Below are 26516 nucleotides of genomic sequence, written 5' to 3'. Positions count from 1 at the left end.
TCAGTCGTTTCCCTTCGTCTGTTCGCTCTGGAGCTGTGCGATTCGGTCCACGAGGAAGCTCCACGTCCCCCAGAACTCTGCGAGCTGTTCGCGGCCCTGAGCGTTGAGTCGATAGACCTTGCGCGGCGGGCCCTTCTCTGACGGCACCTTCTCGACGTCGACGAGACCACGCTGCTCGATGCGGATCAGCAGGGCGTAGACGGTGCCCTCGGCGATGTCGGTGAATCCTTCGTCACGCAGCCGTGCCGTGATCTCGTAGCCGTACGCGGCCTGCGTGGCGAGGATCGCAAGGACGATTCCCTCGAGCACGCCCTTGAGCATCTCGGTCGCTTGTTTGCCCATCCGGAATCGCCTCATTACTCAGTGTCACTAGGTACTGGTAGATAGTATCACTGAGTACTGCGGGTGCGTCAAGCATCCGCTCTCGCGAAGACCCGGCTCAGACCTTGTCGGAGCTCGTCTCCGCGGCGGGTTCTTCGACTGCGGCCCCACCCTTGACGGGGCCGACGCCATCGCGGAAGATGCTCGTCTCGGGCTCGGGATGACGGATCGTCTGGATCACGAACAGCGCGATACCGAGCGCGATCGCCACGAACGACGCCCACACGTTGGCGGGGATGCCGAACAGGCCGTCGCTCGTCGGGTCGATGCGGATCGCCTCCAGCCAGCTGCGGCCCAGGCCATACCAGATGAGGTACACGGCGAACGCCTTGCCCCAGCGCAACGCGATGCGACGCTCGAGGAGCAGAATGATGGCAACGCCGACGAGGTTCCAGATCATCTCGTAGAGGAACAGCGGGTGGAACAGCGTTCCCTCGGCGAGCCCCTCGGGGAACTTCGGGTTCGTCGACTCGATCTCGAGACCCCACGGCAGGGTCGTCGGCAGCCCGAAGAGTTCGTGGTTGAAGTAGTTGCCGAGTCGACCGATCGCCTGGGCGACCAGCATCGCCGGGGCGAGGGCGTCGGCGAACGACCACAGGCGGATGCCCGCGATGCGGCATCCGATCCACGCCCCCACCGCTCCGCCCAGCAGCGACCCGTAGAGCGCGTTGCCGCCGTCCCAGATCGCGAAGATCGCCCACACGTTCGCACCCGGGTAGAAGTAGTCCCCGACGTGGGTGAACACGTGATAGAAACGGGCGCCGACGATACCGAGTGGCACGGCCCAGATGATGACGTCGAGAACCGTTCCCGGCCCTGCCCCGCGATTGCCGAGCCGTCGCTGCGTGATGAGCACCGCGGCGATGATGCCCGCGATGATGCACAGCGCGTACGTATGGATCGTCAGCGGCCCGAGGGCGAACTGGGCGAAGACCGGGTCGGGACTCGGGAGGCTGCTCGGATTCACAAGGGGCAACTGTAGTCGCGATCCCTGTGAGAAATACCCAGCGGGGTATCCACTTTTTTTCGTGAGAGAATGGCGTGAGGCACTCCACTCAGTCGGCGTGCCCCGGCAGGAGGCCCATCGTGAACGTACCCGCGACATCCGATCCGACGGACGACCGCGAAGCAGAGCTGATCGCGCAGCAACGCAAGATCGTCAACCGCCTGCGCCGAGCGCAGGGCCAGCTCAACGCCGTCGTGAACGCGGTCGAATCCGGCACCGACTGCCGAGACATCGTCATCCAGCTCGCCGCGGTGTCGAAGGCCCTCGACCGTGCGGGTTACGCGATCGTCGCGTCGGCCATGCGCACGTGCATCGCCGACCCGCAGGACGAGTCGATGACGCCGGACGACCTCGAGAAGCTCTTCCTCACCCTCGCCTGAGACGGGCTCAGCGCCCGAAGAGTCGTGCGAACAGGCCGGTGGACGGCTCTTTCGCGTGACCCTCGCACCGCTGCGACCGCGGGACCGAGCGCATCACCTGATCGACGTGCTGACCGCAGCCCGCCCAGGTCGCCTTGCCGCACTTCTTACAGGTCACTGCGTAGCACATGGCTTGTCTCCGAATTCAGGATCGACGAAAGATCAGGGTCAGCGGACGATCTCATCGACCACGAGGGCGTCTTGCGCGCGTGCGCCGAGCGACGCCCGCAGCGTCAGGATGCCTCCCGAGAGCGACGCGGAATCCATGCCCGCCTGGCTCACGACGCGGTGGGCGATCGCCGAACGCACGCCCGATGCGCACATGACGCGTACCGGACGCCCATTCGCTCGCTCGCGCACCTCGCCGATGCGCTCCCGCAACTCGGTGTGGGGAATGTGCAGCGCGCCGGGCACATGGCCCGTCGCCCACTCGTCGTCACGGCGCACGTCGAGCACCAGAGACGTCGCCATCACATCGTCGAGGTCCTCGGCGTACCAGAGCGACAGGGTTCCGTTCAGAACGTTCTCGCCCACCATCCCGGTGAGGTTGACGGCATCCTTCGCCTGACCATACGGCGGGGAATAGGCCAGATCGAGGTCGATGAGTTCGTCGACGGACATGCCCGCACGGATCGCGGTCGCAAGCACGTCGATCCGCTTGTCGACCCCCTCGGCGCCGACCGCCTGCGCGCCGAGCAGCCGCCCCGTCTCGGGGTCGATGTGCACGACCAGGTGGATCTGACTCGCGCCCGGGAAGTACCCGGCGTGCTGGTTCGCGTGCAGATGAATCGTGCGGTGGGTCGTGCCGCTCGCCCGCAGGGCCGCGCGATTCGCGCCCGTCAGGGCGGCGGTCAGCGACCCCACTCGGACGATCGCCGTGCCGAGCGCGGGCGGGATCGCTCGAGCCGTCGCCGGGCGCAGGATGTCGTCGGCCACGAGCCGCCCGGCGCGATTGGCCGGCCCGGCCAGGGCGACCGGGTGGCGCGCGCCGGTGATCGGATCGACGTTCAGAGTGGCGTCACCGACGGCCCAGATTCCGGGCACGCTCGTGCGTCCATGATCGTCGACACGGATCGCGCCACCCTCGCAGGCGATGCCCGCGCGCTCGAAGAGAGCCGTGTCGGGGCGCACCCCGACCGACAGCACGATCATGTCGGCGCGCAGGCGCGAACCATCCGTCAGCACGACCGTGTCGTGGTCTGCGTCCCGCTCGATCGCGGTCGCGGCCATGCCGACGTGCACATCGATGCCGAGCGCCCGGAGCTCCTGCGTCACGAGCCAGGCCAGCTCGGGCTCGAACGGACTCAGCGGGTGCGGCGCGGTCTGGACGATCGACACCTCGAGACCGTCCGCGGCCAGCGCCTCTGCGGCCTCGACACCGATGAACCCGGCGCCGAGGACCACCGCGCGGCGCGCGCCGGACGTGACCCTGTCGCGCAGGGCGAGGGCGTCGTCGATGGTGCGGAGTGTCCGCACGCGGGGCGATGCGATCCCGGCGATCGCGGGGACGACCGCGGTCGCACCGGGAGAGAGTACGAGCGCGTCGTAGTCGATGACCTCGACGCCGTTGGCCGTCTGCACGGTCACGTTCTTCGCGGATGAGTCAACGGCGATGACATCGTGCTCGGGACGCACGTCCAGGGCCAGGGCCGCGCGGAGCGACTCGGGGGTCTGTACGAGCAGCTTCTGGGGGTCTTCGATCTCGCCGCCCACGAAGTAGGGCAGACCGCAGTTGGCGAACGACACGTGCGGGCCGCGCTCCAGCACGATGATCTCGGCGGATTCGTCGAGGCGCCGCGCACGGGCGGCCGCGCTCATTCCCCCCGCGACCCCGCCGACGATGACGATTCTCATCGGACGATCTCCAGGTCGGTGGCCTGCGCCGCTTGGTCGACGCCGCCGGCATCCCGGACAGACAGACCCTCGTCCGTCATCTCTGCCACTGCCTGCGCCGACCGGTTACCCGACTGGCAATAGACGATGTAGTCGAGTTCTTCGTCCAAGTCCGAGATCCGGGAAGCGAACTCGGGCGACTGGAAATCGATGTTGACGGCACCCTCGAGGTGCCCCGACGCGTACTCGCTCGCGGTGCGCACGTCGATGACGACGGTGTCTGTACCCCGTTCGATCGTCGAGGCGGTGCTGGGCGTCGCGGCACACCCTGCGAGCAGCCCGGCGACGGCGACAGCCGCGAGGCCGAGGCCGAGGCGCAGAGAGCGCGAGCGACTACGCGACGACATCGTGCCCCTGGCACAGCTGGTTCTCGGGCACACCGCGGAGCGCCTCTTCGACATGCTGACCGCACCCGGCCCACGTCGTCTTGCCGCACACATCGCACCGCACGGGACTGCACATGACTGACCCCTCTCGTCGTTCCACCTCACAATAGCATACCCCCTGGGGTATCTCTGCAATGCGTTGCCCGCAGAGCTCTCGCGCTCGATGACACCGAGCGCTAGCGTCGGGATCGCACCGTGCGTTTCAGAACGATGAGGTGCAGGACGAAGGGTGATCGCGAATGGACCGTTTCGACACGATCGTCGTCGGCGCCGGGGTCGCCGGGCTGACCGCAGCGCGTCTGCTCGGGGACGCGGGCCGCCGCGTCGCGATCCTCGAAGCTCGCGACCGCGTCGGGGGGCGCCTGCACACGGATCGCGGCCACGGCCGGGTGACCGATCTCGGCGCGTCCTGGATCCACGGCATCACCGACTCCCCCGTTGCGGCGACCGCAGGATCCCTCGGCATGCGAATGGTCGAGTTCACGGTAGGCGGGTATCAGCCCGACAGCCGCCCGATCGCCTACTACGGTCCGGACGGGCAGCGGCTCTCGGATGCCGACGCGCAGAGTTACGCCGCAGACATCCATGCCGTCGATGCGACTCTCGTCGACGTGATCGCCGCGTCCGACCCGGATGCCTCGTACCGCGACGTGACCGAAGCTGCCCTCCAGCAGCAGAACTGGGGCGAAGAGCGCACCCAGCGCGTGCGCGAATACCTCGAGCACCGCGCCGAAGAGCAGTACGGCGCGTGGATCGGGGATCTCGCGGCGCACGGACTGGACGACGACTCGATCGACGGCGACGAGGTGGTGTTTCCCGACGGGTACGACGTCCTCGCGTCGGGGTTGGCGCGTGGTCTCGATGTGCGCCTCGAACACGTCGTCTCGCGCGTCGAGTGGGGCACGGACGGGGTCGTCGTGACGACCGACCGAGGGACATTCGCCGCGCGCGACGCGGTGGTGACGGTTCCAGTGGGCGTGCTGCAGTCCGATGACTTCGCAATCGAGCCGGCACTCCCGCAACCGGTGGCCGGGGCCCTCGGCCGCCTGACGATGAACGCCTTCGAAAAGGTCTTCCTGCGTTTCCCGACGAAGTTCTGGGACGACGACGTGTACGCGATCCGTCAGCAGGGTCCGGAGGGCCGCTGGTGGCACTCCTGGTACGACCTGACCGCCCTGCACGGCGAGCCCACGCTGCTGACCTTCGCGGCGGGGCCGGCGGGTGTCGAGACCCGCGAGTGGGACGAGGGGCGCGTCGTCGAGTCCGTTCTCGCCCAGCTGCGTCGGCTCTTCGGCGACCGTGTCGAACAGCCGACGCACGCGCACATCACCCACTGGCAGGACGACCCGTTCACGCGCGGCTCGTACGCGTACATGACGCTCGGCTCGAGGACCGAAGATCACGACGATCTCGCGACCCCCATCGGCGGGGTGCTCCACCTGGCCGGCGAAGCGACGTGGACGGATGACCCGGCCACCGTGACCGCGGCGATGTGCTCGGGCCACCGCGCGGCGACACGGATCCTCGGCCGGGATGTCCCCATCGAGCGACTGTGGGAAGCCTGACCCGACCGACGCCCCTCAGCCCTCGGGCTCGGAGACCCGCGGGTAGGCGTGCATCCGGAGGCGTTCGACCACCTGAGCCAGATACCGCGTGATCGACTCTTGCTCGGCCTCGGTGAACGAATCGAGTTCGGCATCGATCCCCATGATCATCGGCAGGAGCCGTCCCATGGCCCGGTCGCGTGACGCGGGCTGGGGCACGACCAGGGTGCCGCGCCGATCGGTGGGGTGCGGTTCGCGCGTGACGTGACCGAGCGCCACCAGCCGGTCGATCGACGTGGTCGCCGCCCCCGCCGAGATGCCCACCCTCCGGGCGAGCTCGGTCGGGCCGAGCGGGCCACCCATCAACAGATGCTCCATCGCCTGCAGATCGGTGGGGTTCACCTCGAGCTCGGTGGCGATCGAGCGCTCGAACTCCTCGCTGAGCTCGATGAACTCGCGCAGCAACGCCGTCGCCGGACGGGTCGGCGAGAAGCCGGCCGCACCCGCGGCGGATTCGTCCCTGGCCGTCGGTTGCATGACGTCCACGATATCGCTACATTCATTCGATAGTCATATAGTTTGAACTTCAAATGAGTTTTACAGACGTGGAGACACACCATGAGCGGCCTGCTGCGCTTCCTGACATCTGCCAAGACGTCGTGGATCATGCTCGTGCTGGCCGCGCTCGCGGCCGCCGCGCTCTTCACCATCGCCGGCGGCGAGGAGTCCGAAACGGCACCGTCGGTAGGCCTGCCCGACAGCGCCGAGTCCGTACAGGTCGATCAGCTGCGCGACGAGTTCCCGAGCGCCGACGGCACCTCGGCCCTGCTCGTGTTCGCGGCCGAAGACGGGAAGCTGGACGCCGACACCCTCGCCCGCATCAATGAGAATGCCACCGGCGAGCTGGCGGACATCTCCAGCGATGGATTCGTCCCTCCCGCGCAAGTCTCGGAGGACGGAACGGTCGCCCTCGTGGTGGTCCCGCTCGAGCCCGAGTCCGACGTCGCCGCACAGAGGGAGCGCGCGGAAGAGCTGCGCGACGCCGCGTCGGCCGGTCTCGACGGTGTGCGGGTCTACCTGACCGGAGCCGAAGGGTTCGAAGTCGACATCGCCGCGGTCTTCGCGGGGGCGGACTTCACGCTGCTGCTGACCACCGTGATCGTCGTGGCCGTGCTGCTGCTCATCACCTACCGCAGCCCGTGGCTGTGGCTCGTGCCCCTCGTCGTGATCGGGCTGGCGGACGCGCTGGCCGGCATCGTCGCACGCCAGGTGGCGAGTGCGGTCGGCGTGCAACTCGACGCATCCGTCACCGGAATCCTGTCTGTACTCGTCTTCGGCGCGGGGACGAACTACGCACTCCTGCTCATCGCGAGATACCGGGACGAGCTGCGCCTGCACGAGAGTCGGCGCGTCGCGATGCAGCGGGCGCTGCGCGGCGCCGGCCCCGCGATCATCGCGAGCGGCTCGACAGTGGCCCTGGCACTGCTGACCCTGCTGCTCGCCGAACTCGCGGGCAACCGTGCGCTCGGACTCGCGTGCGCCGTCGGCATCGTCGTGGCGATGATCTTCGCGCTGTTCGTGCTGCCCGCGGCGCTGGTCCTGTTCGGGCGCGGACTCTTCTGGCCGTACATCCCGCGATTCGGGTCGCCCGACGCGATCGCACGGAGCGTCTGGGGCAAGCTCGGCCGCGGCGTTTCGAAGCGCCCGATCGTCGTGGCGACGAGCGGATTCATCGTGCTGGGAGTTATGGCGAGTGGGCTCTTCTTCGTCCAGACCGGGCTCTCGCAGAACGATCGCTTCCTGCAGAAGCCGGAGGCGGTGCAGGGTCAGGAAGTTCTCGCCGAGGCGTTCTCGGCCGGTACGACCTCACCCGCCGTCGTGATCGTGCCCCTCGACGAGGCCGACGAGGCCGCGAGCACGCTATCGGATCTCGACGGGGTCGACACCGCGACGATCGGCGAGACGACGGACGAGCTCGCCCAGATCAACGTCACGCTCAACGCCAGCGCCGAGACCGAAGAGGCGTTCGCGACGATCGAGCGGATGCGCGTGGCCCTCGACGGCGTCGGCACCGGAGAGGGGCTCGTCGGCGGGCTCGATGCGCAGGCACTCGACGTCACGAACGCGCAGGCTCGCGATCAGGCGCTCATCATCCCGCTCATCCTGGTGCTCGTCTTGATCGTTCTCGTCGTACTGCTGCGAGCGATCGTCGCGCCACTGCTGCTGCTTCTCGCGGTCGTGGCGAGCTTCTTCTCCGCGATCGGTCTGAGTTGGTGGCTGTTCCAGACGCCGCTCTTCGGCTTCCCCGCCATCGACACCAACGTGCTGCTGTTCAGCTTCCTGTTCCTGGTGGCCCTCGGCGTGGATTACAGCATCTTCCTCGTCACGAGGGCGAAGGAGGAGTCCGAGCAGCTCGGCATCACGCAGGGCATGATCCGCGCTCTCGCCGCGACCGGTGCAGTGATCACGAGCGCCGGAATCCTGCTGGCCGCGGTATTCGCGGTGCTCGGGGTGCTGCCGCTCATCACGCTGACGCAGATCGGCATCATCGTCTGCATCGGCGTGCTCATCGACACGCTGCTCGTGCGGACGGTCGTCGTTCCCGCGCTGGCCTTCATCACGAAGGACGCCTTCTGGTGGCCGCGCAAGCCGAAGCTGCGTGACGCTGACGCGGCGGCGCGCGGAGCGGATGCGCTGGCTCGGACGCCGAGCGGCGGCTGAGGGAGCCACCTGGCTCTGCGCTCGACGGTGTCCCATCACAGAGAATCACAAAAAGATAACGGAAGTCCTTGCCCGCCGTTACCTGGTCGTTATAGAGTGCATGCACGGTAGTTGTTTTGCTGTGGCAGCTACCGACATGTGATTGCAGGACACTCTTGGTGCAAGGGACTAGGGCCGGTCAGAAGCCTCTCTGACCGGCCCTTACTTGTGCGCCGGCCCTTGCGGCCGGACTGTGCCTCATCCCCGTGCGCGGACTCTGGCTCGTTCCGGCGCGCGTCCTCACGATCGCGGTCGCCTGTTTCGCGGGTTTCGTTTGGTGCGTCACCTCGTCCGCGACGGTCGTGCCGCTGGTCAACGCCGGGTGCGAAACGGGCTACGTGGTTGTCGAAGAGTCCTTCATGCTCGCCGGCTGGGGCACCGTGTATCGGACCGACGGCATCTTCGTCACCGCCGTCGAGAAGACCCTCGGCGACGACGGCTACCACCCGTTCGCGGACGGCGCCTATGCCGTGGTGGACGACGGCGAATCGCTTCGGGTCTGGCATGGCATCGCCTTCGACTACTCGGCCGCGCCCGTGAGCACCGACCGCGACCCCGACTTCGTCCTTGCGAAGCTGACCGATCGAACCTTTTCGTGCGGCGTCAGCACGGGCGCACGCACAACCCGTGCACGGCGCGCGGCCCCATCGGACTGGCCGAACAGCAAAAACATCACAAAAACATAACGACAATCCTTGCCCGCCGTTACCTGGCCGTTATAGAGTTCACGCAGCGGAAGTTGTTTGCTGTGGCAGCGACCGTCATGTGATTGCAGGACACTCTTGGTGCAAGGGACAAGGGCCGGTCAGAAGCCTCTCTGACCGGCCCTTACTCTTGCCCGCTTCGGGTCAGGAGCGAACCGCGTTGCGGTCGTTCCTCCACAGGACTCCCGCTCGGGAGTTATCCACAGAATACGATCTCGACCTGGCCTTCTGTCCGTTTCGATGTCGGTGGCCGATGGGATTCTGGAGGCATGTTCACGACGGCGACCGCCCCCACCGCAGCCCCCTCGGGCGCGGCTGTGCGGGCGGCCGTGGCCGAGGCATCCGCTCTTCTGGAAACGCTCGTTCTACGCGAGCTGGATGGGCTCTCACTCTCATCCGACAGCGACGTGCTCGAGCTGACCCGGGCGGCAGAGCAGCTCGGCCGGCAGGTCGATGCGCTGCGCACGCTGATCGCTTCCGAGCTCGGGCGCCGCTCGAGTGCCGAGCAGGGCGCGAACGGTCTGAGCACGCGCCTCGGATGCCGCAACCCCGCCGAGCTCGTCGAGCGCCTGTGTTCGGTTTCCGGCGCGACGGCACGCACCCGCCTGCGACTCGGCCAACACGTTGCGCCCAGATTCAGCCTCTCGGGCGATCCTCTTCCGTCTGACTTTCCGGCTGCCCGGGCGGCGTTCGGCGCCGGTGAGCTGGGCATCGATGCGCTCGTCGCCATAACGGGCGCGCTCGCTCCCCTCACAGACAGATGCGGGATCGCGGCGATCGCGGCCGCCGAGGGTGAGTTGGTCGCGGCCGCGACGGGGACGGCACCCGACGGTGCCCCGCCCGCCGGGGCCGACGAGATCCGGATGCAGGCGAAGCTCTGGGCGCTCTATCTCGATCCCGACGGGGTGCTTCCCGACCCGGATCGTGCCATGCGCCGCCGCGGGTTGACGCTGGGGCGAGAGCGCGACGGCGTCATGCCGATCTCGGGCGCACTCCTGACCGATGTTGCGGCACAACTGCAGCGATTGATGGACGCTCAGAACAGTCCGCGCGTCGCGGACAGCGGTGCCGGGCCGTCGTTTGCAGAGAGTGCCGTCGGTGAGACGAGCGCACTCGACGATCCCGACCGCGACTGGACGGGCGGACTGCGCGAGCACGCGCCCGGCGACAACCGCACACGAGCGCAGCGCCAGCACGACGCACTCGCGGCGGTCCTCGGCGTCGCGGCCCGCTCGGCCGACTCACCCTCGATCGGCGGCGCGGCGCCCACCCTGCTCGTCACGATCAGCGCGTCCGAACTCGATCGCGCCGACGGCTACGGCCTGCTCGACGCCGCTCACCTGAGCGACGACACCGGCGCGGACGCCGTCGCCCAGCCGGTCCCTGCGGCCTTCGCCCGCCAGATTGCGTGTTCCGGCGGTATCCAGCGCCTGGTCCACGACGATCGCGGCCGCATCATCGAACTGGGCGGGCCTCAACGCGTCTTTACCGCGCACCAGCGACGCGCCATCATCGCGCGGGACGGCGGATGCGTCATCCCCGGATGTCACGTTCCCGCCGCCTGGTGCGAGATCCACCACGCGATCGGCCACGCCCGCGGCGGGCCGACGCACACCGACAACGGCGTCCTGCTGTGCTGGTTTCACCACCGCACCCTCGAGACGAGCGGGTGGGAGGTTCGCATGCGTGACGGAACTCCCGAAACGCGCGCGCCGAACTGGATCGAAGCGCGACGACCCTGGCGCCCCGTGCGACCGCGAAGATACAGACGGGGAACGCGGGAAAGGCCCGGATAGAACGCGGGAACGCCCGGTAGAACGCGGGAAAGACCCGGTAGAACGCGGGAACCCCCGGTAGAACGCGGGAACGCCGGGCTAGCCGTCCGCGCACGTGGTGGCGCATCTACACGCCACCGCCGCCACCTCCGCCGCCGCCGCCACCCGCAGATCCACCGCCGGATGATCCACCGGAAGAGGACGCGGTCGACGTGCTCGCCGACAGGGAAGAGATGCTGGACGAGAACGCTGCAGCACTGAACGCGCTGGTGCCGTAGTACCAGCTGGGCTGCGAATCGCCGTAGTACACGACGATGCGCTCGGCCCACTCTTTCTCCTGCCCGAACACCACCGCATAGGGCAGCAGCCGCTCGTACAACCGGACCATCTGTCGAGGATCGTCGACCGAGATCGGCGCGCGCTCCGCACCCCGCGGCGACTGCAGCATCCGGATCCGGTCCGCCTCCGCCCACCCGATGAACACCTTCACACCGGCAAGGTGATCCCGCAGCTCGGCTCCGCGCGATGTCAGCGGTCTCCGCGAGACCAGCACACCCGCGACCACCGCAAGAACCGGCGCGACGAACATCAGAGTCAGACTCCATGCCGGGGTGATACCACCACTCAGACCGATGACGCCGAGAATGACAGCCGCAACCGCGGCCAGAATCCCCACCAGGATCGGCCGTGCACGCACGATACCCGGCACCACGCGCCGAACACCCATCGCCGTCAGCGTCGCATCCGCTTCCTTCAGGATCTTCTGCGCCGTGCGCGAGACGCGCGCGTCGCTCTTGCCGAGCGTGAACGCGGTCTTTCCGTCGGGGAACATCCCGTCCAGCAGTTCACGGCCGTTCTCGTCGGCCAACGACCGATCGATCAGCTCGAGCTCGAACGTCTGACTCCCCCACCTGCGCGCGCCCTCGACGATCCGGATCGACCCGGCGATGGCCTGCTCGAGCACCTCCGCGGGTATCCCCTTCGTCTGCGCACCCCACAGCACAGCGGATTCGAGCGCGTCGAGACCCGGCGGAGGATCATACTCGGCGATAACGGTCGGGCGGCCCGGCTCGTCGCGCAACCAGCGGCGACGGACGACCACGGCCCAGATCACGGCCAGCACGCTCACCAGCGCCGCCCCTCCCTGCAACCACCCGATCGGCGAGGCGAAGGGGGACGAATCGAACTCCGCGAACGTGCCGGGCGCGAAGGCGACCGCGATCGTCATGGTCTGTCGCGGCGAAAGCGCGTCGGCTCGAGCCGTGACCACGGCGCCCGCCGCGTCGGGCGTCACCTCGATCTCACAGCGGTCCGTCGATCCGGTCGACCCCTGGTAACACGCGGCGTCACCGGTCAACGACGCGGCAAGATCGGCGTCGAGGATCAGACGCGCCCCGACGCGACCGAAAGGCTGCCGCCACTCCTCTCCGTTCACGTCCCAGTACAGTTCGTCAACGCCGGTGTCGCTGAAGCCCCGGGTGACGTTCTGCAGGTCGTACGTGAAGACGTACGTCTGCGGACCGTGCACGTAGTCGTCCGCGCGTGACGTCACGACCAGGAAGTCGTCCTCGTCCTCGGTCTCGACCGGTCTCTCACCGCCGACGCCATCCGTGACCGACACGAGCGAGGGGAACAGCGGCGCGCCGAGGTAGCTGTTCGGAATCAGCCGCCGCATCCCCCGGTTCTGGTCGGTCTCGGGGAACACGGCAACGAAGGTCTCGACGACCCGCATCCGACTCGTGCCGTCCTCGGCGCGCGTCAGCGTGTACTCGACGTCGAGACTCGCGAACGAGAAGTCGTCCACGTCGCTCGAAACGGCGGCGATGTCCTCGACACTCCCACCAGGTTCGGCTGCCGCCGCCGGCACGACGGCCACCCCGAGCCCCGCAACGATCACCGCCGCCACAGACACCGCCGCGACAGACATCGCAGCGGCCAGGCCTGTCCGGATAATCCCTCGCATAGGCCCAGCCTAGACACGAGCCTTGACCTGCCCACCCGCCAGCGGCGCCGTGCAAGTAGCCTGGACGGCATGACGAACCGCCGCCTCGCCGTGGAAGCGTGGGAGAGTCTGTTCCGCGCGCAGCACGAGGTGTTCACCGAGATCAGCGACGACTTCCGCGGCTCAGGCCTGGAGCAGGGGGAGTACGACGTGCTCCTGACCGTGACTCGCGGGCCCGACATGACCGCGCGACTGCGCGATGTCACGGCGCGCATGCTCGTGAGCCAACCGTCGGTATCGCGCCTCGTCGACCGGATGGTCTCGCGCGGCCTGATCACGAAATGCGCCGACCCCGACGACGGCCGCGGCGCACTCGTCCGCGCGACCGAGGCGGGCGCTTCCGCCTTTCGCGTGGTCGCGACGCATCACGCGCGCACGATCGCCGAGCGGATGTCTCGGCTCGACGACGACGAACTCGAACAGCTCCGCGATCTCACCGCGAAGCTGCGCGGGACGGCGAAGTGACGGTACGCCGAGACGCCTGCCCGAACGATGGATGCCGCACCCCGAGGGGCGCGGCATCCGTTCTGTGCGGTATCGGTCCTACTGCTCGATGAGCTGGGGGCCCGCGGCGTCGGCTTCCGACTCGCGCGCGGCGATGACGGGGCCATCCGCATCGGTCGCGACCTCGATCTTGCGGGGCTTCGCGCGCTCACTGACCGGGATCGTCACAGACAGCACGCCGTTGTTGTAGCTCGCGGAGATGCGGTCGGTGTCGACGCCCTGACCCAGGTTGAGCTGGCGCAGGAAGCTCGCGGCCTCGCGCTCCCGGGTGATCCACTTGACGCCGTCGCCGGCCGTCAGGGTGCGCTCGGCGCGGATCGTCAGCAGCTGGCCGTCGACGTCGATGTCGACCGATCCGGGGTCGATTCCGGGCAGATCGGCGGTCAGCACGTAGTGGTCGCCGTCGCGGTACAGATCCATCGGCATGCGCCGCGGTCCTCGCCGCGCGTCCAGAAGGCTCGTCGCGAGGCGGTCGAGGTCGCGGAACGGGTCGTATGTCGCCATGGTGGTTGTCCTTCCTGGTGTTGCCGGATTCGCTTCCGGCGATGAACGGGTTCGTGTGGAGTTGTGAGGATTCGTATGGAGTTGTGAGGAGTTGAGTCGACTCGACTCAACAATCACAGATTAGCACTCTACCCCCGAGAGTGCCAATGACTTCCGGCGTCTCCGGGCCGCACGTTTTCACCCACCGACAAGCGGAGCGGCGCTGCCCTGTGGGACCGTGGTGCACTTGCCGTGCTTGCGAACACGAGCCCCGGAACGATGACGTCGAGGATCACCCCATGACCGCCACCACACCCGCGACGATGAAAGCCGCCGTCCTGCGCGCGGATGGCCCCGAACTCGAGATCCTCGACGTTCCCCGCCCGACGCCCCGGGCCGGCGAGGCCCTCGTCAAGGTCATCGCGTGCGGCGTCTGCCACACCGACCTGCACGTCATGAAGGGCGAGGTGCGCTTTCCGCGGCCGGCGGTGATGGGGCACGAGATCAGCGGCACCCTCGTGGCGTTCGGCGACGGCACGCCACCGCCGCCCTCGCTCGCGATCGGCGACACGGTCATCGGCGCCTTCATCATGCCGTGCGGGACCTGCCCCGCCTGCGCACGCGGGCGCGACGATCTGTGCGCCGAGTTCTTCGGGCAGAACCGCCTGAACGGAACTCTGTACGACGGCGAGAGCCGCCTCTCGATGCCGGATGGGTCGTTCCTGGCCATGTACTCGATGGGCGGGCTCGCCGAATACGCGGTCGTGCCGATAACCGCGCTGACGCGGCTGCCGGACGGACTCGACCCCGTCACGTCGGCCGTCCTCGGGTGCGCGGCATTCACCGCCTACGGTGCCGTTCACCGGGCCGGCAACGTCCGGCCGGGCGAGGCCGTCGCGGTCGTCGCCGTCGGCGGCGTGGGCAGTGGAGTGGTGCAGATGGCGCGTGCCGCGGGTGCCGACCCGATCATCGCGATCGACGTCGCCGACGACAAGCTCGAGGCCGCCACCGCCCTGGGGGCGACGCACACGATCAACTCGCGCGAGACGGATGCCGCCGCTGCGGTCCGCGAAATCACCGGCGGCCTGGGTCGTGGTCTGGGTGTCGACGTGGCGTTCGAAGCCCTCGGACATCCCGCGACCTTCCGGCAGGCGATCGGACTCCTCGCCGACGGAGGGCGCATGGTGGCGATCGGCATCGCGGTGGGCAACGCTGCGGCCGAGGTCGAGATCACGCCGCTCGTCCGCCGCGGTTACACGATCACCGGATCCTTCGGCGCCCGCACCCGCGCGGACCTTCCGGCCGTCGTCGACATCGCCGCATCCGGCGGATTCGACACCGCGCGTCTTGTCACCCGGCGCTACACGCTCGACAATGCAGATGCCGCGTATCACGCGCTCGCCCGTGGCGAGATCACCGGACGCGCCGTCGTCGTCATGGACTGACCGAACTCCGAACGAAACGAGAGAGATGACCACGCGCATCCCGCACTGGATCGACGGCGAGCGCCACGACACTGGCGACCGGCGTCTCGGCACGGTCTACGACCCCGCGACGGGAGAACAGAGCGGCGCCGTCGTGCTGGCCGAGCCCGCCGACGTCGACGCCGCCGTGCGTGCCGCGACCGTCGCCTTCCCGGCGTGGCGGGACACGTCGATCGCGCGCCGTCAGGCCATCCTCTTCCGATTCCGCGAACTGCTCGAACAGCGCAAGCCCGAGCTCGCCGAGCTCATCACGGCCGAGCACGGCAAGGTCGTCTCGGACGCTCTCGGAGAGATCGCGCGCGGCCAGGAGGTGCTCGAGTTCGCCCTCGGCTTCGCCGACATCCTGAAGGGCGACTACTCGGTCAACGCCTCGACCGGCGTGGACGTCTACTCGTTCCGCCAGCCCATCGGTGTCGCCGCGATCATCAGCCCCGTCAACTTCCCCGCCATGGTGCCGATGTGGTTCTTCCCGATCGCCCTCGCGTCCGGCAACACCGTCGTGCTCAAGCCGAGCGAGAAGGACCCCTCGGCGTCGATGTGGATGGCCGAGCTGCTGGCCGAAGCGGGGCTTCCCACGGGCGTCTTCAACGTGGTGCACGGCGACAAGGTCGCGGTCGACGCCCTCCTGGAGCATCCGGATGTCGCGTCCGTCTCGTTCGTCGGGTCCACCCCGATCGCGCGCTACATCTACGAGACGGCCGCGCGTCACGGCAAGCGCGTGCAGTCACTCGGCGGCGCGAAGAACCACATGCTGGTGCTGCCCGACGCCGACCTCGACCTCGTCGCCGACGCCGCGGTCAACGCCGGGTTCGGCTCTGCCGGCGAGCGCTGCATGGCGATCTCGGTCGTCGTCGCGGTGGAACCCGTGGCCGATGCCCTGATCGAGAAGATCTCGGAGCGGATGGCGGGTCTGCGCATCGGCGACGGGCGCCGCGGCTGCGACATGGGCCCGCTGGTCACACGCGAGCACCGCGACAAGGTCGCCGGGTACATCGATGTGGCGGCGAACGACGGCGCCGAGATCGTCGTGGACGGGCGGGGCGTCGTGCCCGACGGAGCGCCCGGCGGCTTCTGGCTCGGCCCGACCCTGCTCGACCGTGTGCCCACCACCTCGGCCGCCTACATCGAGGAGATCTTCGGGCCCGTGCTGTCGATCGTGCGGGTCGCGACCTACGAGGAGGGCGTCGAGCTGATCAACTCGGGCGCGTTCGGCAACGGCACGGCGATCTTCACGAACGACGGCGGCGCCGCGCGTCGTTTCCAGTACGAGATCCAGGTCGGGATGATCGGGGTCAACGTGCCGATCCCGGTGCCGGTCGCGTACCACTCGTTCGGCGGGTGGAAGGCGTCCGCGTTCGGAGACTCGAAGGCCTACGGTCGCCAGGGTTTCCACTTCTTCACACGCGAGAAGGCAGTCACGGCCCGCTGGCTGGACCCCAGCCACGGCGGAATCAACCTGGGGTTCCCGCAGAACACCTGATCAGTCGTCCAGCGACCCGAACACGTGTAGGTCGAGTTCGGCGCTCAGCAGGTCGGAGGCCCTGCTGCCGCGGACGCTCGTCCCCTGTTCGTCCAGGGGCGGGCTGATGACCGCGGCGCCGAGGGTCTCGGGCACGGAGAGGACGATGGCGCCCGAGACGCTCGACTTCGCGGGGATGCCCACTCGGCGCATCCAGCGTCCCGATCCGTCGTACACACCGCACGTGGCCATGACCGATACGACATCGCGCGCGATCTGCGCGGGCACGACCCGCTCCCCCGTGACCGGGTTGACTCCGCGGAAAGCGAGCGTCGCACCCATCACGGCGAGCGCTTCTGCGTCGACCAGCACGGCGCATGCCCGCGCGTAGACGGCGACGGCGTCGTCGGCGCCGACGCGCAGTGTGCCTTCGGAGCGCATGAGGTGGGCGAGGGCGTGGTTGCGATCGCCCAGCAGATGCTCGTTGCGCGCGACGTCCTCATCCACCTCGAGCGCGCGCCCGGCGAAGGCCGAGAGGCCCCGCAGGATGCGCTCGTTCCGGCCCGCGACGTCGCCGCCGTCCACGACCGCGGCCGTCAACAGCGCCCCCGCGTTCACCATGGGGTTCGGTGGGCGGCCCGTGCCGCTCTCGAGCTTGATCGCATCGAATGCTTCGCCCGTCGGCTCGATCCCGATCCGATCGAGCACGTCGCCGTCCGTGTCGAGCAGCGCGAGGGCGAACAGGAACGGCTTGACGGCGGACTGAACGCTGAACGCGACGTCGGCCTGGGCAGTCACCCAGATGGACCCGTCGCGAAGCGCGAGCGCGATGCCCAGCAGCTCGGGGTCGGCGTCGGCGAGCTGCGGGATGCTGTCATCGACCGCACCCCCGCTCTGGCGCATGACCCGATCACGCAGGCCGTCGAGGTCATACGTCTGCGGGTCGGGTGTTCTCGGCATACCCCCACCCTGTCATGTGCGCCCGGAACCATGCCGTGAGCGTCCGGCACCATCGCGGCATCGACGCGGCATCGACGCGGCCGTGGCCGACCGAATACGCTCGGGGAGTGACAGGCATCCACCGCGTCCTTCGACCGGCGACGGAGCGTGCACCCGCCTTCTCGCTGGCGTACACGCGATCGGGTCCGCCTTCCGCTACTCCGCTCGTCGTCATCCCCGGCGGTCCCGGACTCGCATCCGTCCTGCCGTACCGAGCGCTGCGTCGACAGGCGGCACACGGCGGTCTGGACGTCATCATGGTCGAGCACCGCGGCATCGGTCACTCGCGGAGCGACACGATGGGCCGCCCACTCCCCCATTCGGCCATGTGGGTCACCGACGTCGTCGACGACATCGCGGCCGTTCTGGAGCAGGAGGGCGTGGGGTCTGCGCTCATCGTCGGCTCGTCGTACGGCAGCTACCTGGCATCATCGTTCGCCGCGAGGCATCCGAGTCGGGTCGCGGGCATGATCCTCGATTCCGCTCTCCAGTCCACGAGCGACCTCGCCCTCGAGCGCGAACGGATCCGCGGACTCTTCTGGGACGCCGATGACGACGTCGCCCACTCCGTGCACCACCTTGCCGAGTCGGGTCGGCTCGACTCCCAGACCTTCGATGTGATCCGCGCGGCCTACGAGCTCGCGGGGCCGGACCTCCTCCGCCCGCTCCTCGCGGCTCGGCTCGCGGGCGCGCGGAACCCTGCGTGGAAGGCGCTCGAAATCTACGCGGGTCGCGGTGACTCGATCGTGCGGATCCCCTCCTTCTTCGAGTTCGATATCGCGGGTGCGATCGGGTTCCGCGAACTCAACTACGGGGCCGCACCCGATGGGCGTCCGCTCGACCCGGCGCTGACCTACGCGCCCCTCGCGGACCGATTCCCCGCGTTCGTCGGCGAGCCGTTCGACCTGCTCCTCGAGAACCGGTCGTTCACCTGGCCCGTGGTCGTTCTCGTCGGCTCACGAGACCTCAGGACGCCACCCACCGCCGCGCGCCGCGTTGCGTCGATGATGCCGGATGCGACGATCGTGGACATCGAGAACGGGCACAGCGCACTCGACACGCATCCTGCGGCCCTGCTCAACGCGATGCGTCAGCTCGCCAACGGCACACCGCACCGACTCCCCGCACTCGCCGGACGACTGAACCGCCTGCCGCGACCCGGACTGGCGGGGATCATTCCCCGAGCGCTCCGCGCGATGATCCGCCGCTGATCCGCCGCGGCGAGATCGCTCCGCGCCCCGACGGCGGGCGCTAGATGCGCTGCTCGTGAACGGCCTCGAGCGCCTCGGCGTCCGCCGCCGTCATCCCCGCGATCGGTTCGCCGTTCCAGACGATGTCGTCGCCGAGCGCCGCGAGGAGCTCCTTGCGGTCGCCGTGGCTGAGCTTCGCCCCGTGGATGAGCGTCGCGGGGCTCCACATCATCGCCAGGGAATCGTGCCACTGTGCCCCCACGTCGCGCACGTGGATCAGATCGTGGAGCGACGTCGGCAGGTGGCTGAGGGGTTCGGCGAAGCAGTCCGCGAGCACCGCGAGCTTCACTTCCCGCTCGACGCCCGGCTCGACGACCGCGACGCCGTCCCCCTCGCCGACGAGCGCGGCCGAGAACTCCTCGGCGCCGAGCAGGATGATCCCGTTCGTCGGGCGCGGGTTGCACTCGATGGCGAAGAGCTCACCATCGTTGTCGACGAAGTCGAACGACAGCTGCCCGGTGAAGCCGGTGTCGAGCGCATCCACGATCCGCTGCGTGTAGTCGAGCGTGACGGAGCTGTCGACGGCGAGGAAGGTGATGCCGGTGCTGTGGGCCCACTGCTCCGGCGCCCGGTACGTGCAGTGCGAGGTGACACGGCCGTCGACGATCGTGCTGTAGGTGCACACCATGGGCCCGTCGACGAAGGGCTGGACGAGCCAGGGCTGATCGGGCGTGGGATGGCAATCGCTCACCTCGACCTTTCCGGCGAGCGGACCCGTGTTGGTGAGCAGGCCGACCCCGCCACGAGAGAACGCCGCACGGGCGAAGAAGCGGGGGAAGCGCGCGATGGCCTCGGCGAGGGATGCATCGTCCGTCGCGACGACGGTCTCCGGAATCGGCACACCGGCCTGCTCCACGAGCCGCTGGAAGCTGGCCTTGTCGTGCAGCCGCGCGAGACTGTCGAACTGCCCCGCGTAGAGGCTAACACCGTCAGCCAGGTCGGCCGCGCGCGCGGCGAGGTAGAAGACCTCTTCGAAGGTGGGAACGATCAGATCGATCCCGTGCCGCGCGACGATGTCGTTGATGTCGTCGATGAAGGCATCCGTCTCGAACCGCGGTGATGCGGTGACCTCGTGTGCCGTCAGATACTTCGAGTGGCTTCCGACCGCGCCCGCGTAGGTGTCGCTCGCGACGACCGCGTGGCCCGTGGCCCCGAGCTTCCGGATCGCATCCAGCGCGAAGGTGTTCCTCGAGCTCGTGACCAGTACGCGCATCAATCGCCCTTTCGATGGGGAAGAGTGGGTGAGCCCACCCTACGGCTACGCTGCTGGGACGAGCGTTCGGCGCCCCCGCGGTACAGACCGTGAGCAGTCGGTGAGCGGGCAGGAGATCGGGACGTGCAGGATCTTGCCAGGTGGGTCGTCGCGCTGTCGACTCTCGTGGGCTTCGGGTTGACGATGGGATTGAACCCCGCGCTGTACGGCGCCACCGCCGACATGCTCGCACGCAACATGCACGTCGCCGCCCGGATGAGCTGGATGGTCGCGGGTCTCGCAACCGGCGCGACGGCGCTGTTCGCCCTGCTGCAGACCTTCGATCCGACGAACCTCGTCATCGCCATCCGCGGCGATGTGGATGCCGCGTTGCTGAGTCGCGTGGTCGACTTCGTCGTCGGGGCGATCTTCCTCGCCATCGCTGCCCTGATCGCGTGGTGGGTGTTCCGCGTCCCGACGCGTCCCATTCGCCCGGCACGGGCGCGTGCCCAGAACGCACCCGCGATCACCTACTTTCCGCTCGGGCTGAGCTGCGCGGTGATCGGGTTCACGACGTTGCCGATCATGTACATGACCGGACGCGTGACCGCGGGTCTGACCGCGCACCTCGGACTCCGGCTCGCCGCGTACGCCGTGTTCCTCGTCGCGCTGGTCGGTCCCTTCCTCGTCCTCGCCTGGATCTGGTCCCGGTTTCCGACCATCTCGCGCCACGTCACGGAGTTCTACGCGCGCATCACCCACGGGGACTATCGCTGGGCATCGGCCGCTCTGCTCGGGGTCGCCGGGCTGGTCTTCATCGGTCTCGGCCTGTTCGCCGAGCGCTAGCTTCGGTCGCCGAGTCGCGTGGGCACGGTTGGGGGACTACCGTCGAATCCATGGCCTACCCCAGCGAGAACGACACCGTCGAGGCAGAGCCTGCCCGCCCGGAATCCAGCTTTGCCGATCTCGGTCTCGATGACGCGGTCATGAAGGCGTTGAAGGACGTCGGATACGAGACGCCCTCCGCCATCCAGGCCGCGACCATTCCCCCGCTTCTGGCGGGTCGAGACGTCGTCGGTCTCGCGCAGACGGGCACGGGGAAGACGGCCGCGTTCGCCCTGCCGATCCTCTCCCGGCTGGATCTGTCGCAGAAGACTCCGCAGGCGCTCGTGCTCGCCCCCACCCGTGAACTGGCCCTGCAGGTCTGCGAGGCGTTCGAGAAGTACGCGTCGCACCTGCGCGGCGTCCACGTCCTCCCCGTCTACGGCGGCCAGGGCTACGGCCAGCAGCTCTCGGCGCTCCGCCGAGGCGTCCATATCGTCGTCGGCACGCCGGGCCGCATCATGGACCACCTCGAGAAGCGCACGCTCGACCTCTCCGAGCTCAAGTACCTCGTGCTCGACGAGGCCGACGAGATGCTCAAGATGGGCTTCGCCGAGGATGTCGAGACGATCCTTGCCGACACCCCCAAGACCAAGCAGGTCGCCCTGTTCTCCGCCACGATGCCGGCGCAGATCCGCCGCATCTCGGCGCAGTATCTGAACGACCCCGAAGAGATCACGGTCAAGACCAAGACCACGACGTCCGCGAACATCACGCAGCGGTACCTGATCGTGTCGTACCCGCAGAAGGTCGATGCGCTCACCCGCATCCTCGAGGTCGAGAACTTCGAGGGCATGATCGTGTTCACGCGCACGAAGAACGAGACCGAGACGCTCGCCGAGAAGCTGCGCGCCCGCGGTTACACGGCAGCGGCGATCAGCGGCGACGTCGCCCAGGCGCAGCGCGAACGCACGGTCAACCAGCTCAAGAGCGGCAAGCTCGACATCCTGGTCGCCACGGATGTCGCGGCGCGAGGCCTCGACGTCGACCGCATCAGCCACGTGGTCAACTACGACCTGCCGATCGACACCGAGTCGTACGTCCACCGTGTCGGACGCACGGGTCGCGCCGGCCGGACGGGCGCCGCGATCAGCTTCGTCACCCCGCGCGAGCGCCGCATGCTGACCTCGATCGAGCGGGCCACGCGCCAGCCGCTGACCGGGATGAAGCTGCCGAGCGTCGACGACGTCAACGCGACCCGACTGACGCGGTTCGACGACGCGATCACCGCAGCCCTCGCCGACCCGGCACAGATCGGGCTCTTCCGCGACATCGTCGCGCACTACGTCGAGCACCACGACGTTCCCGAGGCGGACGTCGCCGCGGCGCTTGCCGTCGTGGCGCAGGGCGACACCCCGTTGCTTCTCGACCCGGATGCCGCACCCGAGCCCCGCTTCTCGCGCGACGAGCAGGATCGTCCCGACCGGGGCGGACGCGAGCGCGGCGCACGCTCCGAGCGGGGCCCGCGCAGCGGCGGCGGGGCACGAGTCACCTACCGGATCGCGGTCGGGCGCCGGCACAAGGTCGAGCCGCGCCAGATCGTCGGGGCGCTCGCGAACGAAGGCGGACTGCGGCGCGAGGACTTCGGAGCCATCCAGATCCGGCCCGACTTCTCGCTCGTGGAGCTGCCCGCCGACCTGTCCCGCGACACCCTCAAGCGGCTCGAGAACACGCGCATCAGCGGCAAGCTGATCGAGCTGAAGCCCGACCGCTTCGGGGGTTCGGCCAAGCGCGAGGATCGACCGCCGCGGCGCTGACGGGCTTTTCGGGCTCAGGGAGTCAGAGGCGCCGCGGGGAGCGCGCCCAGCGGGGACAAACACGAAAGCCCGCGATAATCCGCGGGCTTTCGGTATTTCACTGTCTCAACACAGTGTGCGCTCGAAGGGACTCGAACCCCCAACCTTCTGATCCGTAGTCAGATGCTCTATCCATTGAGCTACGAGCGCGATCCTGATCCCGCGGCATCCGAAGACCCGCGCAGACCAGCGTCCAGGATACCCCACGCGCGGGGCGCCCGCGAATCGTGCTCCATCCGCGTCCGCCTCAGTCTTCCACTCCGACGCTCTCGGCGCGCTCGGCCTCGGTCGCGCGGCGCTGCCGTTGCACAGCAGAGAGCTTGCTGAGATCGACGAGGCGGAGCGCCTGCATCCGCGCCTCGCGCATCTTCTCGTAACCGGGCTCGAGATCGGGCCGTGCGGCCTCGACCCGCAGGCTCCGGTCGATGTTCTCGGCCAACTCGCTCCACGCCGCGTCGCGCGCGGCCTCGACCAGTCGGCGCAGTTCCTGGTCGTCCTCGGCGCGCGCCCGCAGCTCCTTCGCGACGCGCTGCGACTGACGGCGTCTGCGGCGCAGGTTGCCGACATCGCGGCTGCCGTAGTCGTGCGTGCCATCCGGATCGCTGAACCGGTGCCAGGCGTCCTTGCGTTCCTTCTTGATGCGCTCGGCCGCAGCATCGGCCTCGTCGGCGAGCGCCAACAGCGCCGCGCGCGCGTCGGGCATGAACTTGTCGACGTCGTACCCCGCGCCGCCGCCGATCGTGTCCATCAAGATGCGGTTCTTCAGCGACAACCGGATCGCGGCAGAGGCGATGTACAGACCCTCCGAGACGATCTCGGAGAGTTTCGGGCGCGCGGGCGGGGCCGCGACGACCACCGAGTCGTCGGGTGTGTCAGCCGGTGAGGCTTTCGGGCCCACGTCCCCTCCCACTTCGAGGTTAGCCCTCGGCGCCCGAGGATGCGCATCGGGTGCCGGCGGCTGGGAGCGCGACCGCTACCCGGACACGACGATGGCGCCGAGGGAAGTCCCCGGCGCCATCGGTGAAGCGGGATCAGACCTTACGGAATCGCTCGACGATGTAGCAGTCGAATGGATCGCGAGCCGCCAGCCCGACACGGTTGAGGTACGCGACGACGATGCCGTACGAGCGCCAGAGCGTCGTCTCGGTGTACGGCACGTCGAGCGTCTCGCAGTGGTCGCGCACGATCTCACGCGTCTTCGCGAGATGGGTGCGAGCCATGCTCGGGAAGAGATGGTGCTCGACCTGGTAGTTGAGGCCACCCATGAGCCAGGTCGCCCACCAACCACCGGACACGTTGCGCGACGTGCGAACCTGCTTGGTGAAGAAGTCGAGCTTCGCGTCCTTGTCGATGATCGGCATGCCCTTGTGGTTCGGCGCGAACGCCGCCCCCATGTAGACGCCGAAGACGGCGAGCTGAACACCGAGGAACGCGAAGGCCATGCCGAGCGGGAGCATCCAGAACACGATCGTGAACAGGACGGCGAAACGCAGGGCGATCAGCGCGAGCTCGTACCAACGACCCTTGACGCCCGGTGTCGTGACCAGGTGCTTGATGCTCAGGAAGTGGAGGTTGATGCCCTCGAGCGTGAGGAGCGGGAAGAAGAAGTAGCCCTGGCGGCGCGTGATGAAGCCGAGCAGACCGGATGCCTTGGCCGCGTCCTCTTCGACGAACGAGATCGTGTCGATCTCGATGTCGGGGTCGCGGCTGATGCGGTTCGGGTTGGCGTGGTGGCGCGTGTGCTTGGAGCCCCACCAGGAGTAGCTCATGCCGACGATGCCGTTGCCGAGGATCTTGGCGAGACGGTCGTTCGCCTTGCCCGAGGTGAAGATCGCCTTGTGCGCGGCCTCGTGCGACAGGAACGCGACCTGCGTGAGGAGGATGCCGAGGACGCCGGCGACGATGAGCTGGAACCAGCTGTCGCCCAGCAGAACGAAGGCGGCCGCGCACGCCGCGAAAGCGACGAACAACGCCGAGCCGACGAGCAAGTAGAACTTGGGGGCACGAGCCAGCAACCCGGTCTCGCGAACAACCTGCGAAACCTCGGTGTACGCACGCGTGAGGTTCGGATACGTGTCCGTTTTCGCGTACGTCTGACGCACGGGCCCCAGCTGGGCTGCGGGGGGAGCAATAGTAGAGATGCTTCACCTACTCGATCGGCGCCCACTCACGTGTTGGGCCGGGCCTACGCCAACGGCAAGTGCCGATCGCTGTTGTTCACACTACGCATACCCGCATTCCGTTCCGAGAATGCTGGGGTGATGCCCAGGAGACTGACACGTCACGTTCGTTCTCCGCGCGTGTTAGTGTTGCCATGGCGGTTTGTTCCGCCTGCGTCGTCGTGACGCTTCCCGGCCTTCTCGGCCGTGGCTCTACACGAACGGCGAACCGATGCGCGATCCCGCGCCGTCGCCCACTTCGCGCCTCTCTCAGGCCTTTCCGGCCTCATGTTTCGGTGCGCACTTCACCCGAAAGCACAACCATGTCTACTTTCCTTGAGCTCGGCGTGCCCGCGCCGCTCGCCTCCGTTCTCGAAGCCTCCGGCAAGACCGAGGCATTCGCCATCCAGCGCGACACCCTGCCCGACTCGCTCGCGGGTCGCGACGTACTCGGCCGCGGCCGCACCGGCAGCGGCAAGACCATTGCGTTCGCCCTTCCGCTCGTCGCGCGCCTGAGCGGCGCATCCGCCGCACGCCGCACCCCGGGCCAGCCGCGCGGGCTCGTGCTGGCTCCGACGCGTGAGCTCGCGACGCAGATCGCCGCGACCCTCATCCCCCTCGCGGAGGCCGTCGGCCTGCGCGTAACCACCGTCTTCGGTGGCGTCAGCCAGCGCCCGCAGGAGCAGGCGTTCCGCAACGGTGTCGACATCGTCGTCGCCTGCCCGGGCCGCCTCGAAGACCTCATGAAGCAGGGCGTCGTGCGCCTGGACCGCATCGAGATCACCGTTCTCGACGAGGCCGACCACATGGCCGACCTCGGGTTCCTGCCCGGCGTCACCCGAATCCTCGCCGCAACGCCCCAGGGCGGGCAGCGGATGCTGTTCAGCGCCACGCTCGACCGCGGCGTCGACAGCCTCGTGCGTCGCTTCCTGCGCGACGAGGTCCGTCACGAGGTCGACGACGAGAGCGTCCCCCAGGGCGAGATGATCCACCGCGTCTTCGTCATCGACGGCACCGACGAGAAGACCGCACTCGTGCAGCGCCTCGCGTCGGGCACCGGCCGACGCATCCTCTTCACCCGCACGAAGCACCAGGCCAAGAAGCTCGCGAAGCAGCTGACCGCGGCGGGCATCCCCGCCGTCGACCTGCACGGCAACCTGGCGCAGGGCGCGCGCGAACGCAACCTCGCCGCCTTCGGCGCCGACGTCGCGAAGGGCGGCGTGCGCGTGCTCGTCGCCACCGACGTCGCCGCGCGCGGCGTACACGTGGATGACGTCGAGCTCGTCGTGCACGTCGACCCGCCCGTCGAGCACAAGGCGTACCTGCACCGTTCGGGCCGCACCGCCCGCGCGGGCGCCGAGGGCACCGTCGTCACGGTGACCCTCGAGGCCCAGCGTCGCGATGTCACCGACCTGCTGCGCAAGGCACACAGGGGATA

Annotated in this window: 24 protein-coding genes and 1 tRNA gene; 12 read left to right on the top strand and 13 right to left on the bottom strand. The window is 68.5% G+C overall.

The window, feature by feature from the left end; all coding sequences use genetic code 11:
* Together CGU35_RS00780 and lgt are read right to left on the bottom strand one after the other, a co-directional pair.
* On the bottom strand, positions 1-342 hold the full coding sequence (locus CGU35_RS00780; protein ID WP_100809771.1) for a PadR family transcriptional regulator: 342 nt from the start codon (positions 340-342) through the stop codon (positions 1-3).
* Between the two features lie 97 nt (positions 343-439).
* On the bottom strand, positions 440-1348 hold the full coding sequence (gene lgt / locus CGU35_RS00775; protein ID WP_232711091.1) for a prolipoprotein diacylglyceryl transferase: 909 nt from the start codon (positions 1346-1348) through the stop codon (positions 440-442).
* A 119-nt stretch (positions 1349-1467) separates the two neighbouring features.
* Between lgt and CGU35_RS00770 the strand changes: the two genes are divergently transcribed.
* Complete coding sequence (locus CGU35_RS00770) at positions 1468-1767, top strand: metal-sensitive transcriptional regulator (protein WP_232711090.1); 300 nt, start codon at positions 1468-1470, stop codon at positions 1765-1767.
* Positions 1768-1974: 207 nt separating this feature from the next.
* Here CGU35_RS00770 and CGU35_RS00760 read toward each other — a convergent pair whose 3' ends face one another.
* The 3 genes from CGU35_RS00760 to CGU35_RS18695 are packed head-to-tail and all read right to left on the bottom strand — an operon-like array spanning position 1975 to position 4161.
* Complete coding sequence (locus CGU35_RS00760) at positions 1975-3660, bottom strand: FAD-dependent oxidoreductase (protein ID WP_100809768.1); 1686 nt, start codon at positions 3658-3660, stop codon at positions 1975-1977.
* Positions 3657-4046 carry a rhodanese-like domain-containing protein gene (locus tag CGU35_RS00755; protein ID WP_198519487.1) on the bottom strand — a complete coding sequence of 130 codons (390 nt, stop codon included), beginning with the start codon at positions 4044-4046 and terminating at the stop codon, positions 3657-3659. Before CGU35_RS00755 ends, CGU35_RS00760 begins: the two co-directional genes overlap by 4 nt.
* Entirely contained in the window at positions 4033-4161 is a 129-nt protein-coding gene (locus CGU35_RS18695) for a hypothetical protein (RefSeq protein ID WP_258034463.1), read from the bottom strand. The genes CGU35_RS00755 and CGU35_RS18695 overlap by 14 nt, the downstream gene beginning before the upstream one ends.
* 163 nt (positions 4162-4324) lie before the next feature.
* Here CGU35_RS18695 and CGU35_RS00750 point away from each other — a divergent pair, with 163 nt between their 5' ends.
* Positions 4325-5650, top strand: a complete 1326-nt coding sequence (locus CGU35_RS00750) for a flavin monoamine oxidase family protein (RefSeq protein ID WP_100809766.1) — start codon at positions 4325-4327, stop codon at positions 5648-5650.
* 15 nt (positions 5651-5665) lie between these two features.
* Here CGU35_RS00750 and CGU35_RS00745 read toward each other — a convergent pair whose 3' ends face one another.
* Positions 5666-6166 (bottom strand): MarR family winged helix-turn-helix transcriptional regulator, encoded by a 501-nt coding sequence (locus CGU35_RS00745; RefSeq protein ID WP_146048091.1) that lies wholly within the window; start codon positions 6164-6166, stop codon positions 5666-5668.
* Between the two features lie 81 nt (positions 6167-6247).
* Between CGU35_RS00745 and CGU35_RS00740 the strand changes: the two genes are divergently transcribed.
* The 3 genes from CGU35_RS00740 (at position 6248) to CGU35_RS00730 (ending at position 10889) form a co-directional block, all read left to right on the top strand.
* Complete coding sequence (locus CGU35_RS00740; protein ID WP_100809764.1) at positions 6248-8350, top strand: MMPL family transporter; 2103 nt, start codon at positions 6248-6250, stop codon at positions 8348-8350.
* A 341-nt stretch (positions 8351-8691) separates the two neighbouring features.
* Positions 8692-9075 carry a hypothetical protein gene (locus CGU35_RS00735; RefSeq protein ID WP_146048090.1) on the top strand — a complete coding sequence of 128 codons (384 nt, stop codon included), beginning with the start codon at positions 8692-8694 and terminating at the stop codon, positions 9073-9075.
* 287 nt (positions 9076-9362) lie between these two features.
* The gene (locus CGU35_RS00730) at positions 9363-10889 is read left to right on the top strand and encodes an HNH endonuclease signature motif containing protein (RefSeq protein WP_100809762.1); all 1527 of its coding nucleotides are present in this window, start codon (positions 9363-9365) and stop codon (positions 10887-10889) included.
* A gap of 106 nt (positions 10890-10995) precedes the next feature.
* On the opposite strand, the gene CGU35_RS00725 is transcribed toward CGU35_RS00730, so the two are convergent.
* Positions 10996-12831: a DUF2207 domain-containing protein gene (locus tag CGU35_RS00725; protein ID WP_232711089.1), complete on the bottom strand. Its 1836-nt coding sequence runs from the start codon at positions 12829-12831 to the stop codon at positions 10996-10998.
* Positions 12832-12900: 69 nt separating this feature from the next.
* Between CGU35_RS00725 and CGU35_RS00720 the strand changes: the two genes are divergently transcribed.
* Positions 12901-13335: a MarR family winged helix-turn-helix transcriptional regulator gene (locus CGU35_RS00720; RefSeq protein ID WP_100809760.1), complete on the top strand. Its 435-nt coding sequence runs from the start codon at positions 12901-12903 to the stop codon at positions 13333-13335.
* 78 nt (positions 13336-13413) lie between these two features.
* Here the strand turns inward: CGU35_RS00720 and CGU35_RS00715 are convergent, their stop codons facing one another.
* A complete protein-coding gene (locus tag CGU35_RS00715; RefSeq protein WP_100809759.1) occupies positions 13414-13878 on the bottom strand; it encodes an Hsp20/alpha crystallin family protein in 465 nt (154 codons plus the stop codon).
* 278 nt (positions 13879-14156) lie between these two features.
* On the opposite strand from CGU35_RS00715, the gene CGU35_RS00710 reads away from it, so the two are divergent.
* Positions 14157-15302 carry a zinc-binding dehydrogenase gene (locus CGU35_RS00710; RefSeq protein ID WP_198519486.1) on the top strand — a complete coding sequence of 382 codons (1146 nt, stop codon included), beginning with the start codon at positions 14157-14159 and terminating at the stop codon, positions 15300-15302.
* A 25-nt stretch (positions 15303-15327) separates the two neighbouring features.
* Positions 15328-16821, top strand: a complete 1494-nt coding sequence (locus CGU35_RS00705) for a CoA-acylating methylmalonate-semialdehyde dehydrogenase (protein ID WP_100809758.1) — start codon at positions 15328-15330, stop codon at positions 16819-16821.
* Here CGU35_RS00705 and glsA read toward each other — a convergent pair whose 3' ends face one another.
* On the bottom strand, positions 16822-17760 hold the full coding sequence (glsA, locus tag CGU35_RS00700) for a glutaminase A (RefSeq protein WP_100809757.1): 939 nt from the start codon (positions 17758-17760) through the stop codon (positions 16822-16824).
* 107 nt (positions 17761-17867) lie between these two features.
* On the opposite strand from glsA, the gene CGU35_RS00695 reads away from it, so the two are divergent.
* The gene (locus CGU35_RS00695; protein ID WP_232711088.1) at positions 17868-19010 is read left to right on the top strand and encodes an alpha/beta fold hydrolase; all 1143 of its coding nucleotides are present in this window, start codon (positions 17868-17870) and stop codon (positions 19008-19010) included.
* A 40-nt stretch (positions 19011-19050) separates the two neighbouring features.
* Here CGU35_RS00695 and CGU35_RS00690 read toward each other — a convergent pair whose 3' ends face one another.
* Positions 19051-20262 carry a carbamoyl-phosphate synthase large subunit gene (locus CGU35_RS00690; protein WP_100809755.1) on the bottom strand — a complete coding sequence of 404 codons (1212 nt, stop codon included), beginning with the start codon at positions 20260-20262 and terminating at the stop codon, positions 19051-19053.
* 123 nt (positions 20263-20385) lie between these two features.
* On the opposite strand from CGU35_RS00690, the gene CGU35_RS00685 reads away from it, so the two are divergent.
* Both CGU35_RS00685 and CGU35_RS00680 read left to right on the top strand, forming a co-directional pair.
* Entirely contained in the window at positions 20386-21087 is a 702-nt protein-coding gene (locus CGU35_RS00685; RefSeq protein ID WP_100809754.1) for a hypothetical protein, read from the top strand.
* A 50-nt stretch (positions 21088-21137) separates the two neighbouring features.
* Entirely contained in the window at positions 21138-22880 is a 1743-nt protein-coding gene (locus tag CGU35_RS00680) for a DEAD/DEAH box helicase (protein ID WP_100809753.1), read from the top strand.
* 116 nt (positions 22881-22996) lie between these two features.
* On the opposite strand, the gene CGU35_RS00675 is transcribed toward CGU35_RS00680, so the two are convergent.
* The 3 genes from CGU35_RS00675 to CGU35_RS00665 form a co-directional block, all read right to left on the bottom strand.
* A tRNA-Arg gene (locus CGU35_RS00675) sits at positions 22997-23069 on the bottom strand.
* A gap of 97 nt (positions 23070-23166) precedes the next feature.
* The gene (locus CGU35_RS00670; RefSeq protein ID WP_232711087.1) at positions 23167-23817 is read right to left on the bottom strand and encodes an asparagine synthase; all 651 of its coding nucleotides are present in this window, start codon (positions 23815-23817) and stop codon (positions 23167-23169) included.
* Between the two features lie 133 nt (positions 23818-23950).
* Positions 23951-25060 (bottom strand): fatty acid desaturase family protein, encoded by a 1110-nt coding sequence (locus CGU35_RS00665; RefSeq protein WP_100809752.1) that lies wholly within the window; start codon positions 25058-25060, stop codon positions 23951-23953.
* 341 nt (positions 25061-25401) lie between these two features.
* On the opposite strand from CGU35_RS00665, the gene CGU35_RS00660 reads away from it, so the two are divergent.
* The coding region (locus CGU35_RS00660) for a DEAD/DEAH box helicase (RefSeq protein WP_100809751.1) at positions 25402-26516 on the top strand (1115 nt) is incomplete at its 3' end.

Source organism: Microbacterium sp. BR1 (assembly GCF_002812725.1).
Lineage (GTDB): Bacteria > Actinomycetota > Actinomycetes > Actinomycetales > Microbacteriaceae > Microbacterium.
Note: the sequence above shows the minus strand (reverse complement) of the source record. Positions and strands in the feature narration are given on the sequence as shown.

Coding starts and splice junctions, on each gene's coding strand:
- CGU35_RS00780 (WP_100809771.1), bottom strand. CDS start 342: ATGGGCAAACAAGCGACCGAGATGCTCAAGGGCGTGCTCGAGGGAATC.
- CGU35_RS00760 (WP_100809768.1), bottom strand. CDS start 3,660: ATGAGAATCGTCATCGTCGGCGGGGTCGCGGGGGGAATGAGCGCGGCC.
- CGU35_RS00755 (WP_198519487.1), bottom strand. CDS start 4,046: ATGTCGTCGCGTAGTCGCTCGCGCTCTCTGCGCCTCGGCCTCGGCCTC.
- CGU35_RS18695 (WP_258034463.1), bottom strand. CDS start 4,161: ATGTGCAGTCCCGTGCGGTGCGATGTGTGCGGCAAGACGACGTGGGCC.
- CGU35_RS00750 (WP_100809766.1), top strand. CDS start 4,325: ATGGACCGTTTCGACACGATCGTCGTCGGCGCCGGGGTCGCCGGGCTG.
- CGU35_RS00745 (WP_146048091.1), bottom strand. CDS start 6,166: ATGCAACCGACGGCCAGGGACGAATCCGCCGCGGGTGCGGCCGGCTTC.
- CGU35_RS00740 (WP_100809764.1), top strand. CDS start 6,248: ATGAGCGGCCTGCTGCGCTTCCTGACATCTGCCAAGACGTCGTGGATC.
- CGU35_RS00730 (WP_100809762.1), top strand. CDS start 9,363: ATGTTCACGACGGCGACCGCCCCCACCGCAGCCCCCTCGGGCGCGGCT.
- CGU35_RS00725 (WP_232711089.1), bottom strand. CDS start 12,831: ATGCGAGGGATTATCCGGACAGGCCTGGCCGCTGCGATGTCTGTCGCG.
- CGU35_RS00720 (WP_100809760.1), top strand. CDS start 12,901: ATGACGAACCGCCGCCTCGCCGTGGAAGCGTGGGAGAGTCTGTTCCGC.
- CGU35_RS00715 (WP_100809759.1), bottom strand. CDS start 13,878: ATGGCGACATACGACCCGTTCCGCGACCTCGACCGCCTCGCGACGAGC.
- CGU35_RS00710 (WP_198519486.1), top strand. CDS start 14,157: ATGACCGCCACCACACCCGCGACGATGAAAGCCGCCGTCCTGCGCGCG.
- CGU35_RS00705 (WP_100809758.1), top strand. CDS start 15,328: ATGACCACGCGCATCCCGCACTGGATCGACGGCGAGCGCCACGACACT.
- glsA (WP_100809757.1), bottom strand. CDS start 17,760: ATGCCGAGAACACCCGACCCGCAGACGTATGACCTCGACGGCCTGCGT.
- CGU35_RS00690 (WP_100809755.1), bottom strand. CDS start 20,262: ATGCGCGTACTGGTCACGAGCTCGAGGAACACCTTCGCGCTGGATGCG.
- CGU35_RS00680 (WP_100809753.1), top strand. CDS start 21,138: ATGGCCTACCCCAGCGAGAACGACACCGTCGAGGCAGAGCCTGCCCGC.